At 52.7% G+C, this 16,209-nt stretch carries 11 protein-coding genes; 9 read left to right on the forward strand and 2 right to left on the reverse strand.

Annotation, left to right across the window (positions count from 1 at the left end):
* Positions 1-93: 93 nt before the first annotated feature.
* A complete protein-coding gene (gene trxB / locus OGY67_RS19805) occupies positions 94-1,062 on the reverse strand; it encodes a thioredoxin-disulfide reductase (RefSeq protein ID WP_003831889.1) in 969 nt (322 codons plus the stop codon).
* Positions 1,063-1,608: 546 nt separating this feature from the next.
* On the opposite strand from trxB, the gene lrp reads away from it, so the two are divergent.
* The 8 genes from lrp to OGY67_RS19845 all read left to right on the forward strand — a co-directional run bounded on the left by lrp (position 1,609) and on the right by OGY67_RS19845 (position 13,938).
* Positions 1,609-2,103 carry a leucine-responsive transcriptional regulator Lrp gene (gene lrp, locus OGY67_RS19810; RefSeq protein WP_002439523.1) on the forward strand — a complete coding sequence of 165 codons (495 nt, stop codon included), beginning with the start codon at positions 1,609-1,611 and terminating at the stop codon, positions 2,101-2,103.
* Between the two features lie 134 nt (positions 2,104-2,237).
* Positions 2,238-6,302, forward strand: coding sequence for a DNA translocase FtsK (gene ftsK, locus OGY67_RS19815; RefSeq protein ID WP_286574426.1), 4,065 nt, complete (start codon positions 2,238-2,240; stop codon positions 6,300-6,302).
* Positions 6,303-6,413: 111 nt separating this feature from the next.
* A complete protein-coding gene (gene lolA / locus OGY67_RS19820) occupies positions 6,414-7,025 on the forward strand; it encodes an outer membrane lipoprotein periplasmic chaperone LolA (RefSeq protein ID WP_003831898.1) in 612 nt (203 codons plus the stop codon).
* Between the two features lie 10 nt (positions 7,026-7,035).
* Positions 7,036-8,379, forward strand: a complete 1,344-nt coding sequence (gene rarA, locus OGY67_RS19825) for a replication-associated recombination protein RarA (protein ID WP_003836910.1) — start codon at positions 7,036-7,038, stop codon at positions 8,377-8,379.
* A 92-nt stretch (positions 8,380-8,471) separates the two neighbouring features.
* Entirely contained in the window at positions 8,472-9,764 is a 1,293-nt protein-coding gene (gene serS, locus OGY67_RS19830) for a serine--tRNA ligase (RefSeq protein ID WP_003831902.1), read from the forward strand.
* A 236-nt stretch (positions 9,765-10,000) separates the two neighbouring features.
* Positions 10,001-12,445: a dimethylsulfoxide reductase subunit A gene (gene dmsA, locus OGY67_RS19835; protein ID WP_286574427.1), complete on the forward strand. Its 2,445-nt coding sequence runs from the start codon at positions 10,001-10,003 to the stop codon at positions 12,443-12,445.
* A gap of 10 nt (positions 12,446-12,455) precedes the next feature.
* Entirely contained in the window at positions 12,456-13,073 is a 618-nt protein-coding gene (gene dmsB / locus OGY67_RS19840) for a dimethylsulfoxide reductase iron-sulfur subunit DmsB (protein ID WP_003831905.1), read from the forward strand.
* Between the two features lies 1 nt (position 13,074).
* Positions 13,075-13,938 carry a dimethyl sulfoxide reductase anchor subunit family protein gene (locus OGY67_RS19845; RefSeq protein WP_286574428.1) on the forward strand — a complete coding sequence of 288 codons (864 nt, stop codon included), beginning with the start codon at positions 13,075-13,077 and terminating at the stop codon, positions 13,936-13,938.
* A 110-nt stretch (positions 13,939-14,048) separates the two neighbouring features.
* Here OGY67_RS19845 and ycaC read toward each other — a convergent pair whose 3' ends face one another.
* The gene (gene ycaC, locus OGY67_RS19850; protein WP_003035746.1) at positions 14,049-14,675 is read right to left on the reverse strand and encodes an isochorismate family cysteine hydrolase YcaC; all 627 of its coding nucleotides are present in this window, start codon (positions 14,673-14,675) and stop codon (positions 14,049-14,051) included.
* 385 nt (positions 14,676-15,060) lie between these two features.
* Here ycaC and OGY67_RS19855 point away from each other — a divergent pair, with 385 nt between their 5' ends.
* Entirely contained in the window at positions 15,061-16,209 is a 1,149-nt protein-coding gene (locus tag OGY67_RS19855) for an MFS transporter (protein WP_003831907.1), read from the forward strand.

The following is a 16,209-nucleotide window of genomic DNA, read 5'->3' on the forward strand; positions in this document are numbered from 1 at the left end:
ATTGGAATTTTTGGGCAGGACAATGTTACAACGAGGCAAAAATAAAGGCGACTTATAGTCGCCTTTTTTACTTTTGTTACTGATTTGTAAAACTTATTTGCAAGCGTCTGCCAGACCGTCGAGATAACGCTCTGCGTCAAGCGCAGCCATACAACCGGTGCCTGCTGAAGTGATCGCCTGGCGATAAATATGGTCCATCACGTCACCGGCGGCGAATACACCCGGAATGCTGGTTTGGGTGGCGTTACCATGAATACCGGACTGAACTTTGATGTAGCCATTTTCCAGTTCAAGCTGACCGTCGAAAATGGCGGTATTTGGGCTGTGACCGATAGCAACAAACAACCCTGCAACGTCAAGTGACTCGACGTTGTCAGTGTTTTGCGTATCGCGCAGGCGCAGTCCGGTTACGCCCATTTGATCGCCGGTCACTTCTTCCAGTGTGCGGTGGGTATGCAGCACGATGTTGCCGTTTTCGACTTTATCCATCAAACGCTTGATCAGGATTTTTTCGGCGCGGAAGCTGTCGCGACGGTGAATCAAATGCACTTCAGATGCGATATTCGCCAGGTACAGCGCTTCTTCAACAGCAGTGTTGCCGCCGCCGATCACCGCAACTTTTTGGTTACGGTAGAAGAAACCGTCGCAGGTCGCGCAGGCGGAAACGCCACGGCCTTTGAAGGCTTCTTCTGAAGGCAGACCCAGGTAGCGTGCTGACGCACCGGTGGCGATGATCAGCGCGTCACAGGTGTATTCACCGCTGTCGCCGGTCAGACGGAAAGGGCGGTTTTGCAGATCAACTTTGCTGATATGATCAAAAATAATTTCAGTTTCAAATTTGGTCGCATGTTCGTGCATGCGTTCCATCAGCAATGGGCCTGTAAGATCGTGCGGATCGCCAGGCCAGTTCTCCACTTCTGTTGTTGTGGTCAACTGACCACCTTTTTCCATACCGGTAATCAGTACCGGTTGCAGGTTCGCGCGTGCAGCGTAGACCGCAGCGGTATACCCCGCAGGGCCAGAGCCCAGAATAAGAAGTTTACTGTGTTTGGTTGCGCCCATGAGATCCCCATAGTTGTTAGCAGGCAATGAGCAGGATTGTAGGGAATTTACAGGCGTAAAAAAAGAGTATGGCGATTTTGTTAACAATATGTGTAATAGCGAGAACCGATGAACGGCAGAATTAGTCGTAATACTATAACGATTTCTACTTAAAATCGGTCAGTTATAAGGTGATAAAATGACGATTTTCCATCACTGCGAATGAATAACTGGCATGTTGTACTAAAAATCGATGTTTTGCTTTGACAATCCCCTGCTGTTTTGCGAAAACATTCAAGGAAGAAAAAACTGTGTCATGTATGTGCTGCATAATCATGCATGTAGATACCATGTTTACCGTGTTAGCGAAATCTACGCATGGTGTGGACAGATGCCATTCGTGATGTCGATAGCCGCCGACAGGCAACGGTCTTCTCACCATAAACCCAGACATTGCGAACCGAAAATCCCTCTGGGTTGCGGTTTATTTTGATGGGTAGCGACTCTGAACAGTGATGTTGGTAGAGTCAGGCAGGAGTAGGGAAGGAATACAGAGAGACAATAATAATGGTAGATAGTAAGAAGCGCCCTGGCAAAGATCTCGACCGTATCGATCGTAACATTCTTAATGAGCTGCAAAAGGATGGGCGTATTTCTAACGTCGAGCTTTCTAAACGTGTGGGACTTTCACCAACGCCCTGCCTTGAGCGTGTGCGTCGGTTGGAAAGACAGGGTTTTATTCAGGGCTATACAGCGCTGTTAAACCCGCATTATCTGGATGCATCACTTCTGGTTTTTGTTGAGATTACTCTGAATCGTGGCGCCCCGGATGTGTTTGAGCAATTTAACTCTGCAGTACAAAAACTTGAAGAAATTCAAGAGTGTCATTTGGTTTCCGGTGATTTCGACTATTTGCTGAAAACACGCGTACCGGATATGTCGGCATACCGTAAGCTGTTGGGGGAAACCCTGCTGCGTCTGCCTGGCGTGAATGACACACGTACTTATGTAGTAATGGAAGAAGTCAAACAGAGCAATCGTCTGGTAATTAAGACGCGCTAACACGGAACAGGTGCAAAATCGACGCAGTTTGATTACACTCCTGTTAATCCATACAGCAACAGTGCCGGGGCAACCCGGTGCTGTTGTCCGTTTTAGCATCGGGCAGGAAAAGCCCGAAACCTGGAGAGCCGTTTTTGAGCCAGGAATACACTGAAGACAAAGACGTCACATTGACGAAGTTAAGCAGCGGGCGCCGACTTCTGGAAGCGCTACTGATCCTTATTGCCCTTTTTGCCGTCTGGTTGATGGCTGCCTTACTCAGCTTTAACCCTTCGGATCCCAGTTGGTCGCAAACCGCGTGGCATGAGCCTATCCATAATCTGGGTGGAATACCTGGAGCATGGCTGGCGGACACGCTGTTCTTTATTTTTGGCGTCATGGCCTACACCATCCCCGTCATCATTGTCGGTGGCTGCTGGTTTGCCTGGCGACATCAGGCCAGCGACGAATACGTCGATTATTTTGCCGTCTCGCTGCGCATTATTGGCGTTCTGGCGCTGATTCTCACTTCCTGCGGGCTGGCCGCAATTAACGCCGATGACATCTGGTATTTCGCCTCTGGCGGCGTGATCGGCAGTCTGCTCAGCACCACGCTACAACCATTGCTGCACAGCAGCGGCGGCACGCTGACGTTGTTGTGCATTTGGGCAGCGGGATTAACGCTGTTCACCGGTTGGTCATGGGTGAGCATTGCGGAAAAACTGGGCGGCTGGTTACTCAATATCCTGACGTTTGCCAGCAACCGTACCCGCCGCGACGATACCTGGGTCGATGACGAAGAGTATGAAGACGAAGAAGAGTCTGTCGACGCCGCTGATGGCAAACCCCATGAATCGCGCCGAGCTCGTATCCTGCGCGGTGCGTTAGCGCGCCGTAAACGTCTGGCGGAGAAATTTACCAACCCGCTTGGTCGTCATACCGATGCGGCGCTGTTCTCCGGCAAACGCATGGATGATGAAGACGAAATTGAATACAGCGCCCGTGGCGTGGTTGCCGATCCTAATGATGTGCTGTTTTCCGGTAATCGCGCGACGCTGCCTGAATATGACGAACTTGATCCACTGCTTAACGGCCACTCGGTGACCGAGCCTGTGGCTGCAGCAGCTGCAGCTACAACAGCCGCTCAGGCCTGGAGCGCACCGGTCGATCCGTTACTGCAAACGTCACCCGTGACCAACACTGTTATGGAGCAACCGGTCCCAACCGTGGCCTGGCAACCCGTGCCTGGCCCGCAAACCGGTGATGCCGCGATTGCACCAGCGCCTGAAGGTTATCCGCAGCCAGCCCAGTACGCGCAACCTCCGGTGCAGCAGCCTTATGAGCCATGGCAACAACCGGTTGTGGAGCAGAGTCCGCAGCCGCAATATTACGCACAGCAGCCCGTTGAACCTGTTTATACGCAGCCTGTCGCGCCGCAGCCGGAAGCTGTTTATCAGCCGGAGCCCGTGCTGCAACCTGTCTATCAACAGGATCCGACCTCTCAACAGAACGCCGCATTCCAGCAGCCTGGTTATCAGCCGGAGCCTGTGCAGCAACCTGTTTATCAGCAGGATCCAACTTTTCAACAGAGCACTACGTTCCAGCAGCCTGTGGTTGAACAACCAACAGTGGTGGAACCTGAGCCGGTGGTTGAAGAAGTTAAACCGACTCGTCCGCCGCTCTATTACTTTGAAGAAGTCGAAGAGAAACGTGCGCGTGAGCGTGAGCAACTGGCCGCATGGTATCAGCCGATTCCAGAACCTGCTCAGGAACCTGAGCGTGTTAAGCCGTCTACGCCATCTATGCCGGCGACTGCATCCATACCACCCGTTGAGTCTGTTGCTGCCGTTGCACCGCTGGCCGCTGGCGTAAAAAGCGCCGCGTTAGGGGCAGGTGCCGCTGCCGCAGCACCTGTCTTTAGCCTTGCAGGCAGCGGTACGCCGCGTCCGCAGGTGAAAGAGGGCATTGGCCCGCAGTTGCCGCGTCCGAATCGTGTGCGCGTGCCTACTCGTCGTGAACTGGCTTCATATGGCATAAAACTGCCGTCACAGCGTATGGCTGAAGAGAAAGCGCGCGAAGAGCAGCTTGATACAGATGCGTACAGTGACGATGAAATGGATGCAATGCAGCAGGACGAGCTGGCACGTCAGTTCGCTCAGTCGCAGCAGCATCGTTATGGCGAAGAGTATCAGGACGATACCCACCAGACTGATGACGAAGATTCAGCCGCAGAAGCGGAACTGGCTCGCCAGTTTGCTTCTTCTCAGCAGCAGCGTTATTCCGGTGAACAGCCTGTCGGAGCGAATCCGTTCTCCCTCGATGACTTTGAATTTTCGCCAATGAAAACACTGGTGGATGAGGGTCCGCATGAGCCGCTGTTTACGCCTGGCGTAATGCCGGAGCCCGCGCCGCAGTACCAGGAACCAGTTGCACCGCAGCAGCACTATCAGCAACCGGCGCAGCCAGTTGCACCGCAGCAGCACTATCAGCAACCGGCACAGCCTGTTGCACCACAGCAGCATTATCAGCAACCAGCGCAGCCAGTTGCATCGCAGCAGCACTACCAGCAACCGGTGCAGCCAGTTGCATCGCAGCAGCATTATCAACAGCCAGCGCAGCCAGTTGCGCCGCAGCAGCATTATCAGCAGCCAGCGCAGCCTGTTACACCGCCGCCGCAGGATAGTCTGATCCATCCGCTGCTGATGCGTAATGGGGATAGTCGTCCGGCGCACCGTCCAAGCACGCCGCTGCCCTCGTTAGATCTGCTCACGCCGCCGCCGAGCGAAGTTGAGCCGATAGATACGTTCGCACTGGAACAAATGGCACGTCTGGTGGAAGCGCGTCTGGCGGATTTCCGCATTAAAGCCGATGTGGTGAACTACTCTCCTGGCCCGGTGATTACCCGCTTTGAGCTTAATCTGGCTCCAGGGGTTAAAGCAGCGCGTATTTCTAACCTGTCACGAGATCTGGCGCGTTCATTGTCGACCGCGGCGGTACGTGTGGTCGAGGTTATTCCAGGCAAACCGTATGTCGGACTGGAGTTACCGAACAAAAAACGTCAAACCGTCTATCTGCGAGAAGTGCTGGATAACGCTAAATTCCGTGATAACTCATCTCCGCTGACTGTGGTGCTGGGCAAAGATATTGCGGGCGAACCGGTGGTGGCCGATCTGGCTAAAATGCCGCACCTGCTGGTGGCAGGGACAACCGGTTCCGGTAAGTCTGTTGGGGTGAACGCCATGATCCTCAGCATGCTGTACAAAGCGCAGCCGGAAGACGTTCGCTTTATCATGATTGACCCGAAAATGCTGGAACTTTCTGTTTATGAAGGTATTCCACATCTGCTGACTGAAGTTGTGACCGACATGAAAGATGCCGCCAATGCCTTGCGTTGGAGCGTCAATGAAATGGAACGTCGCTACAAACTGATGTCGGCGCTTGGCGTGCGTAACCTTGCCGGTTATAACGATAAGATTGCTGAAGCCGCCCGTATGGGACGTCCGATTCCAGACCCATACTGGAAGCCGGGCGACAGCATGGATGTTCAGCATCCGGTGCTGGAAAAACTGCCGTATATCGTGGTGTTGGTGGATGAATTCGCTGACCTGATGATGACCGTTGGCAAAAAGGTGGAAGAACTGATCGCTCGTCTGGCGCAAAAAGCGCGTGCGGCGGGTATCCACCTGGTGCTGGCAACCCAGCGACCGTCAGTTGACGTTATCACCGGTCTGATTAAAGCGAACATCCCGACGCGTATCGCATTTACAGTGTCCAGTAAAATTGACTCGCGTACCATCCTTGACCAGGGCGGCGCGGAATCGCTGTTGGGTATGGGTGACATGCTTTATTCTGCACCAAACTCGACGATCCCTGTGCGTGTACACGGCGCCTTTGTACGCGATGAAGAAGTTCACGCGGTGGTGCAGGACTGGAAAGCGCGCGGCCGTCCACAATACGTTGATGGCATTACCTCTGACAGCGAAAGCGAAGGCGGCGGTGGCGGCTTTGATGGTGGCGAAGAACTGGATCCGCTGTTCGATCAGGCGGTGAACTTTGTTACTCAGAAACGCAAAGCCTCAATCTCCGGCGTCCAGCGTCAGTTCCGTATCGGTTACAACCGAGCGGCGCGCATCATCGAACAGATGGAAGCGCAGGGAATAGTCAGCGAACAAGGGCATAATGGTAATCGTGAAGTGCTGGCTCCGCCGCCCTTCGAATGATTGCAAAGTTAAGTAATTCAGTATTTTCTACTTTCCTCATGCTGATTTTTGGCCTGAAATGGATAGCAGAGGGATCTCCCCGTTGGGAGTGACGTATTTTGAGGAATAACGATGAAAAGAATCGCAATCACCTGTGCATTACTGTCTAGCTTTGTGGTGAGCAGCGTCTGGGCTGATGCTGCCAGCGACCTGAAAAGCCGTCTGGATAAAGTCAGTAGCTTCCATGCCAGCTTTACTCAGAAGGTCACGGACGGTAGCGGCGCGGCGGTGCAGGAAGGTCAGGGCGACTTATGGGTTAAACGCCCTAATCTGTTTAACTGGCATATGACGCAGCCTGACGAGAGCATCCTGGTTTCCGATGGTAAAACGCTGTGGTTCTTTAACCCGTTTGTTGAGCAGGCGACTGCGACCTGGTTGAAAGACGCCACGGGCAACACGCCGTTTATGCTGATTGCGCGTAACCAGGCCAGCGACTGGCAACAGTACAATATTAAGCAAAACGGCGATGATTTCGTGCTGACGCCAAAAACCAGCAGCGGTAACCTGAAGCAGTTTACTATCAATGTTGGGCGGGACGGGACGATCCATCAGTTCAGTGCCGTTGAGCAAGACGATCAGCGCAGCAGCTATCAGCTGAAATCCCAGCAAAATGGTGCGATTGAACCTTCGAAATTCACCTTTACCCCGCCGCAAGGTGTAACGGTTGACGATCAACGTAAGTAGAGGCGTGTGAGTGAGCAATCTGTCGCTCGACTTTTCTGATAATACCTTTCAGCCACTGGCCGCACGTATGCGGCCAGAAAATTTAGCGCAGTACATCGGCCAGCAGCATCTGCTGGCTGCGGGTAAACCCTTGCCGCGTGCCATCGAGGCCGGGCACCTGCACTCTATGATTTTATGGGGTCCGCCGGGGACGGGGAAAACCACGCTAGCCGAAGTTATTGCCCGTTACGCTAACGCCGATGTTGAACGAATTTCGGCGGTCACGTCTGGTGTAAAAGAAATTCGTGAAGCGATTGAGCGGGCGCGTCAGAATCGTAACGCGGGTCGACGTACGATCCTGTTCGTGGACGAAGTTCACCGTTTTAATAAAAGCCAACAGGATGCGTTTTTACCGCATATTGAAGACGGTACCATCACGTTTATTGGCGCCACCACTGAAAATCCCTCGTTTGAACTGAACTCGGCACTGTTGTCGCGGGCGCGTGTTTATTTACTGAAATCGTTAACCACCGACGATATTGAACAGGTGCTGGACCAGGCGATGTCAGATAAAGCCCGTGGTTACGGTGGTCAGGATATCGTACTGCCACCAGAGACGCGTCGGGCGATTGCCGAACTGGTGAATGGCGACGCGCGGCGAGCGCTGAATACGCTGGAAATGATGGCCGATATGGCCGAAGTTGATGATTCTGGCAAGCGCGTATTGAAACCAGAATTGCTCACTGAAATTGCCGGTGAACGCAGCGCACGCTTCGATAATAAAGGCGATCGTTTTTACGATCTCATCTCCGCATTACACAAATCGGTTCGCGGCAGCGCCCCGGATGCGGCACTTTATTGGTATGCGCGCATCATTAGTGCAGGCGGTGACCCGCTGTATGTTGCCCGTCGCTGTCTGGCCATTGCCTCTGAAGATGTCGGCAATGCCGACCCTCGCGCCATGCAGGTGGCAATTTCCGCATGGGACTGCTTTACCCGCGTGGGACCCGCGGAAGGTGAACGAGCGATTGCTCAGGCGATTGTTTATCTGGCCTGCGCGCCGAAAAGTAATGCGGTTTACACCGCCTTCAAAGCCGCGCTGGCTGATGCCCGCGAACGTCCGGATTACGACGTGCCGGTCCACCTGCGTAATGCGCCAACTAAGCTGATGAAAGAAATGGGCTATGGTCAGGAGTATCGTTACGCCCATGATGAACCAAATGCCTATGCCGCCGGAGAAGAGTACTTCCCGCAGGAAATGGCACAAACGCGCTATTATCACCCCACAAACAGAGGTCTTGAAGGCAAGATTGGCGAAAAGCTCGCCTGGCTCGCCGGACAGGATCAAAATAGCCCTATAAAACGCTACCGTTAGTGTTATCGTTGCGGTAATGTTGTCTCTGTATCCCTGTGACCGCAGGCTGTGGTCACTTTCTCCTATTTTAATTCGATAAGCACAGGATAAGCATGCTCGATCCCAATCTGCTGCGTAATGAGCCAGACGCAGTCGCAGAAAAACTGGCAAGCCGGGGCTTTAAGCTGGATGTAGATAAGCTGCGCGCTCTTGAAGAGCGTCGTAAAGTTCTGCAGGTACAAACTGAAAACCTGCAGGCAGAGCGTAACTCTCGATCGAAATCCATCGGCCAGGCAAAAGCGCGCGGGGAAGATATCGAGTCTTTACGTCTGGAAGTGAACAAACTGGGCGAAGAGCTGGATGCCGCGAAAGCTGAACTTGATACCTTACAGGCCGAGATCCGCGACATTGCGCTGACCATTCCTAACCTGCCAGCGGACGACGTTCCGGTGGGTAAAGATGAAAATGACAACGTTGAAGTCAGCCGTTGGGGTACTCCGCGTGAGTTTGATTTCGAAGTGCGCGATCACGTTACCCTGGGTGAAATGCACACGGGTCTTGATTTTGCCGCTGCGGTTAAGCTTACCGGCTCTCGTTTCGTCGTGATGAAAGGGCAGATCGCGCGCATGCACCGTGCGCTGTCTCAGTTCATGCTGGATCTGCATACCGAACAGCATGGTTACAGCGAAAACTACGTTCCGTATCTGGTTAACCATGACACGCTGTACGGAACAGGGCAACTGCCGAAATTTGCTGGCGATCTGTTCCACACCCGTCCGCTGGATGAAGAAGCTGACAGCAGCAACTATGCGCTGATCCCAACGGCAGAAGTTCCGCTGACCAACCTGGTTCGCGACGAAATCATTGACGAAGATGCGCTGCCGATCAAAATGACCGCGCATACGCCGTGCTTCCGTTCTGAAGCAGGTTCTTACGGTCGTGATACCCGTGGTCTGATCCGTATGCACCAGTTCGATAAAGTTGAAATGGTGCAGATCGTTCGCCCGGAAGACTCTATGGACGCGCTGGAAGAGATGACCGGCCATGCTGAGAAGGTTCTTCAGCTGCTGGGCCTGCCGTACCGTAAGATCATCCTGTGCACAGGCGACATGGGCTTCGGCGCATGCAAAACGTACGATCTGGAAGTGTGGATCCCGGCGCAGAACACCTATCGCGAAATCTCCTCTTGCTCCAACGTGTGGGATTTCCAGGCTCGTCGTATGCAGGCGCGTTGCCGCAGCAAATCCGACAAAAAGACCCGTTTAGTACATACGCTGAACGGTTCCGGTCTGGCGGTTGGACGTACGCTGGTTGCGGTGATGGAAAACTATCAGCAGGCTGATGGCCGTATTCAGGTTCCGGAAGTGTTACGTCCGTACATGAATGGCCTGGAATTTATCGGCTAAGCTACCTTTCTTTGCTAAAAAAGCGCCTCAGGGCGCTTTTTTTATGCCCGTTTGACGTCGGACAATAACGCCTACCTCCATAGGAGTAATACTGCCTTCGAATGAAAGTCAGTATTTATCTCTGTCTTTTCGCAAATTCAGTATCTACCAGTCTGTATATTGATATTAACGCTATATAAAAATCTATATAACGAGTATTTCTCTTTTGTTTATTGTGAGCAGCAGAGTGAGCCACTATGAAAACTAAGATCCCCGATGCCATGCTGGCAGCTGAGGTTAGTCGCCGAGGTTTGGTGAAAACGACGGCGATAGGCGGACTGGCGGTGGCCAGTAGCGCGTTTACCCTGCCATTTACCCGTATTGCAAATGCTGCAGAAGCCCTTAATCCGACACAGGCCAATGAGAAAGTCATATGGAGCGCGTGTACGGTGAACTGTGGTAGCCGCTGTCCTCTGCGTATGCACGTGGTAGACGGTGAAATAAAGTATGTTGAAACCGACAACACCGGTGATGACAACTATGACGGCTTGCACCAGGTACGCGCCTGTCTGCGTGGTCGCTCCATGCGTCGTCGCGTTTATAATCCCGACCGTCTGAAATACCCGATGAAACGCGTCGGTAAACGTGGCGAAGGGAAATTTGAGCGTATCAGCTGGGATGAAGCCTACGACATCATTGCCAGCAATATGCAACGTCTTATCAAAGACTACGGCAACGAGTCTATCTACCTGAACTACGGCACAGGTACGCTGGGCGGCACCCTGACACGTTCCTGGCCGCCAGGCAAAACGCTGGTAGCACGTCTGATGAACTGCTGTGGCGGCTACCTGAACCACTACGGTGACTACTCTTCAGCGCAAATCGCTGCCGGGTTGAACTACACCTACGGCGGCTGGGCAGACGGTAACAGCCCGTCCGACATTGAAAACAGCAAGCTGGTGGTTCTGTTCGGGAATAACCCAGGTGAAACCCGTATGAGCGGGGGTGGGGTAACCTATTACCTTGAACAGGCGCGACAGAAATCCAATGCCCGCATGATTATTATCGATCCCCGCTACACGGATACCGGCGCGGGTCGTGAGGATGAATGGATCCCGATCCGCCCAGGTACCGATGCGGCATTGGTGAATGGTCTGGCGTATGTGCTGATCACCGAAAACATGGTTGATCAACCGTTCCTTGATAAATACTGCGTGGGTTACGACGAGAAAACCTTACCGGCCGACGCACCGAAAAACGGTCACTATAAGGCGTATATTCTTGGGCAGGGCAAAGACGGTATCGCCAAGACCCCGGAATGGGCAGCGCAAATTACCGGTATTCCTGCTGATCGAATCGTCAAACTGGCACGTGAAATCGGTAGCGCTAAACCGGCATATATCAGTCAGGGGTGGGGACCGCAGCGCCATGCTAACGGTGAAATAGCGACTCGTGCCATTTCTATGCTGGCAATCCTTACCGGTAACGTTGGGATTAACGGCGGCAACAGCGGGGCGCGTGAGGGCTCATACAGTTTGCCGTTTGAACGTATGCCTACGCTGGAAAACCCAGTCGAAACCAGCATCTCTATGTTTATGTGGACGGACGCCATTGAGCGAGGTCCGGAGTTGACGGCGCTGCGTGACGGTGTTCGTGGCAAAGATAAGCTCGATGTTCCGATTAAGATGATCTGGAACTATGCCGGTAACTGTCTGATTAACCAGCACTCTGATATCAACCGCACACATGAAATCCTACAGGATGATAAGAAGTGCGAGATGATCGTTGTCATCGACTGTCATATGACCTCCTCGGCGAAATACGCGGATATTTTGCTGCCGGACTGCACCGCTTCGGAGCAGATGGACTTCGCACTGGATGCCTCCTGCGGAAATATGTCGTATGTGATTTTCACCGATCAGGCGATCAAACCACGCTTCGAATGCAAGACTATCTACCAGATGACCAGTGAGCTAGCGAAACGCCTTGGTGTTGAGCAGCAGTTTACAGAAGGTCGTACTCAGGAAGAGTGGATGCGTCATCTGTACGAGCAGTCGCGCAAAGCCATTCCTGAACTGCCAACGTTTGAAGAATTCCGCAAGCAGGGGATCTTTAAACAGCGCGACCCACAGGGACATCACGTGGCCTACAAGGCGTTCCGTGAGGATCCTAACGCCAATCCGCTGACCACGCCGTCAGGTAAGATCGAAATTTATTCGCAGCAGCTTGCCGAGATCGCGTCAACCTGGGAACTGCCGGAAGGTGATGTGATTGATCCACTGCCGATTTATACCCCAGGTTTTGAGAGCTTAAACGACCCGCTGGTGGAGAAATTCCCTCTGCAGTTGACCGGCTTCCACTATAAGTCTCGCGTCCACTCGACCTATGGCAACGTGGATGTTCTGAAAGCATCCTGCCGTCAGGAAATGTGGATCAACCCGATGGATGCACAGCGACGCGGCATTAACAACGGCGACAAGGTGCGCATCTTTAACGATCGTGGTGAAGTGCACATTGAGGCGAAAGTAACGCCGCGTATGATGCCTGGCGTGGTGGCATTGGGCGAAGGGGCGTGGTATGACCCGGACGCAAAACGCGTGGACCAGGGCGGTTGTATTAACGTCCTGACGACCCAGCGTCCGTCTCCTCTCGCGAAGGGGAACCCATCACACACGAACCTTGTTCAGGTTGAAAAGGTGTAAGGAGTAACCGATGACAACCCAGTATGGATTTTTTATTGATTCCAGCCGTTGCACCGGTTGCAAAACCTGCGAACTGGCGTGCAAAGATTTCAAAAATTTAACCCCTGAAGTCAGCTTCCGCCGCATTTATGAGTACGCGGGCGGTGACTGGCAGGAAGACAACGGCGTCTGGCATCAGAACGTCTTTGCCTATTACCTCTCCATTGCGTGTAACCACTGTGAAGACCCGGCCTGTACCAAAGTGTGTCCGAGCGGTGCGATGCACAAACGTGAAGATGGCTTTGTCGTTGTCGATGAAGATGTGTGCATCGGCTGCCGCTATTGCCACATGGCCTGTCCTTACGGCGCACCACAGTACAATGCTGACAAAGGGCACATGACCAAATGCGATGGCTGCCATGAGCGCGTCGCTGAAGGTAAGAAACCTATTTGCGTCGAGTCCTGTCCACTGCGTGCGCTGGATTTTGGCCCAATTGATGAACTGCGCAAAAAACACGGTACTTTGGCTGCGGTTGCGCCACTGCCGGGCGCGCACTTTACCAAACCGAGCATTGTCATCAAACCTAACGCCAATAGCCGCCCGACCGGGGATACCACAGGTTATCTGGCTAATCCGAAGGAGGTGTAAGATGGGAAGTGGATGGCATGAATGGCCGCTGATGATCTTCACGGTCTTCGGACAGTGTGTGGTTGGCGGTTTTATTGTTCTGGCGCTGGCGTTGATAAAAGGGGGCTTACGCCCAGAATCGCAGCAACGCGTAATTACCTGCATGTTTGGGCTGTGGGTATTAATGGGCATTGGTTTTATTGCCTCTATGCTCCACCTGGGCTCACCGATGCGCGCCTTTAACTCACTCAATCGCGTTGGGTCATCTGCGTTGAGTAACGAAATTGCCAGCGGCTCACTCTTCTTTGCCGTTGGCGGTATCGGCTGGCTGCTGGCTATGTTGAAGAAAATGTCGCCCGCATTACGCAATCTGTGGTTAGTTGTCACCATGGTGCTGGGTGTGGTTTTTGTCTGGATGATGGTGCGCGTGTATAACACCATCGATACCGTACCGACCTGGTACAGCATCTGGACACCGCTGGGATTCTTCCTGACGATGTTTATGGGCGGTCCGCTGCTGGGATATCTGTTACTGAGAATTGCTGGCGTGGATGGTTGGGCGATGCGCCTGCTGCCGGCTATATCAGTGCTTGCTCTGGTCGTGAGCGCCATCATGTCGGTAATGCAGGGGACTGAACTGGCGACGATCCACAGTTCGATTCAACAGGCCTCTGCGCTGGTTCCGGATTACGGTTCGCTGATGGCGTGGCGGATTGTGGCACTGGCGTTAGCGCTGTGCTGCTGGATAGTACCGCAAGTGAAGGGTTACCAGCCTGCCGTTCCGTTGCTTTCCGTCGCGTTTATTCTGCTGTTAGTCGGCGAGCTGATTGGTCGTGGCGTGTTCTACGGGCTGCATATGACCGTCGGTATGGCGGTGGCGAGTTAATTCATAATATGCCGGATGGCGGCTCGTGCTTTATCAAACCTACAATATCCGTAGGCCTTAAAGCTGCGCGCTATCCGGCTACATGTCAGGCCAGGGTTTTGCCCCAGTCTTTACTTCTGCTTAGTTAACGTGTCATAGCTGGTCATCAGATTGCGATAATCCGGAATGTGATTAGAGAACAACGTCGCCAGACCTTCGATATCGTTGCGCCAGTCGCGGTGCAGTTCGCATGCTACTCCGAACCATGTCATCAATTGAGCGCCTGCTTGAGACATCCGATCCCATGCTGAATGGCGGGTAATTTCATTAAACGTGCCTGAAGCATCGGTGACAACAAAGACGTCAAAACCTTCTTCAATAGCCGAGAGCGCTGGGAAAGCGACGCAAACCTCCGTCACGACACCAGCGATAATCAGCTGCTTTTTGCCGGTCGCTTTTACTGCTTTCACGAAATCTTCGTTATCCCATGCGTTAATGTTTCCTGGGCGAGCAATGTAGGGCGCATCGGGAAATTGAGCTTTCAGTTCCGGTACCAGCGGTCCGTTTGGTCCTGTCTCAAAACTGGTTGTCAGAATGGTTGGGAGGTTGAAGTATTTTGCTAAGTCACCGAGCGCAAGCACGTTGTTTTTAAATTTATCGGGATCGATATCCCGAACCAGAGAGAGCAGGCCAGCCTGATGGTCGACCAGCAGTACTGCCGCATTGTCTTTATCAAGTCTTACGTAAGGTTTAGTCATGGTATTTCTCCTGTTCAGTATCAGTGGGGGAAATTTGATGAGTTTAAGTCTACGAAAAGAACGATATTTGGATTAGATAGATAAATAAGAACTCACTGTTCTATTTTGAAGACAATGCAGCTCAGCATCCCGAATACAGTTTAGTAAGAAATAAAAGTAAGGGGAGTCCATGAAATTTTTCGACTGAACGTAACGCGAGATTTTTGTTTTAGATCAATAAAAACAAGCAGATGTGTTTTTGTGTTTTTTATCTATTCACATTAAGAATCAGTAATGCAAATCGATCGACCAGAAAGCGCCTCAGCCCTCTGATTCCGCCGATTGACAATGTTTTTAGCAGTGGCATGATGCGCATGAAATTTGAACTTCCTCACGGTTTTTATTCATGTCCACCTATACCCGTCCCGTCATGCTATTGCTGTGCGGGCTACTTCTGTTGACCCTGGCGATCGCCGTGTTAAACACGCTCGTCCCGCTTTGGCTCGCCCATGAAAATCTGCCTACCTGGCAGGTAGGCGTGGTGAGCTCGTCTTACTTTACCGGTAATCTGGTAGGGACGTTGCTGACAGGGTATTTAATAAAACACCTTGGTTTTAACCGCAGCTATTACATCGCCTCGCTTATTTTTGCCGCGGGCTGTGTCGGGCTGGGGATTATGGTGGGATTCTGGAGCTGGATGACATGGCGTTTTATCGCCGGTGTTGGCTGCGCCATGATCTGGGTGGTCGTGGAAAGCGCGCTGATGTGCAGCGGGACGTCACGTAATCGCGGACGGTTACTTGCCGCCTATATGATGATCTATTACGTGGGAACGTTTTTAGGCCAACTGCTGGTTAGTAAAGTATCAACAGAATTGATGAACGTCCTGCCGTGGGTGACGGGTACTATCCTGGCGGGTGTTTTGCCACTGCTCTTTACGCGCATTGCTAATCAGCAGGGCGATGAACAGCAGTCTACGCCTATTGTCTCCATGCTGAGGTTGCGTCAGGCGCGCCTGGGCGTTAATGGCTGCATTATTTCCGGGATCGTGCTGGGGTCTTTGTATGGCCTGATGCCGCTGTATCTCAACCATCAGGGGGTGAGCAACGCCAGCATTGGTTTCTGGATGGCGGTTCTGGTAAGTGCCGGTATTCTGGGGCAATGGCCGATTGGCCGTCTGGCGGATAAGCTGGGACGTCTGCTGGTTTTACGCGTCCAGGTCTTCGTGGTGATCGTCGGGAGTATCGCCATGCTGAACCAGGCGGCGATGGCGCCCGCGTTGTTTATGTTGGGTGCGGCAGGCTTTACCCTCTACCCGGTCGCGATGGCCTGGGCCTGTGAAAAGGTGGAACATCATCAGCTGGTCGCCATGAATCAGGCATTGCTATTGAGCTATACCGTGGGCAGTCTGCTGGGACCTTCGTTTACTGCGATGCTGATGCAGAATTATTCAGATAGCTTGCTGTTTATCATGATCGCCAGCGTATCGTTTATTTATTTACTAATGCTGCTGCGTAAGACGGGCCATACGCCCAATTCTATTGCGCACATTTGA

Origin of the sequence: Citrobacter sp. Cpo015 (genome assembly GCF_030333035.1) — a bacterium.
GTDB lineage: Bacteria > Pseudomonadota > Gammaproteobacteria > Enterobacterales > Enterobacteriaceae > Citrobacter > Citrobacter portucalensis.

Bases quoted from the DNA above. Each gene is read 5' to 3' on its own strand.
- trxB (WP_003831889.1), bottom strand. From the start codon at position 1,062: ATGGGCGCAACCAAACACAGTAAACTTCTTATTCTGGGCTCTGGCCCT.
- lrp (WP_002439523.1), top strand. From the start codon at position 1,609: ATGGTAGATAGTAAGAAGCGCCCTGGCAAAGATCTCGACCGTATCGAT.
- lolA (WP_003831898.1), top strand. From the start codon at position 6,414: ATGAAAAGAATCGCAATCACCTGTGCATTACTGTCTAGCTTTGTGGTG.
- serS (WP_003831902.1), top strand. From the start codon at position 8,472: ATGCTCGATCCCAATCTGCTGCGTAATGAGCCAGACGCAGTCGCAGAA.
- dmsA (WP_286574427.1), top strand. From the start codon at position 10,001: ATGAAAACTAAGATCCCCGATGCCATGCTGGCAGCTGAGGTTAGTCGC.
- dmsB (WP_003831905.1), top strand. From the start codon at position 12,456: ATGACAACCCAGTATGGATTTTTTATTGATTCCAGCCGTTGCACCGGT.
- OGY67_RS19845 (WP_286574428.1), top strand. From the start codon at position 13,075: ATGGGAAGTGGATGGCATGAATGGCCGCTGATGATCTTCACGGTCTTC.
- ycaC (WP_003035746.1), bottom strand. From the start codon at position 14,675: ATGACTAAACCTTACGTAAGACTTGATAAAGACAATGCGGCAGTACTG.
- OGY67_RS19855 (WP_003831907.1), top strand. From the start codon at position 15,061: ATGTCCACCTATACCCGTCCCGTCATGCTATTGCTGTGCGGGCTACTT.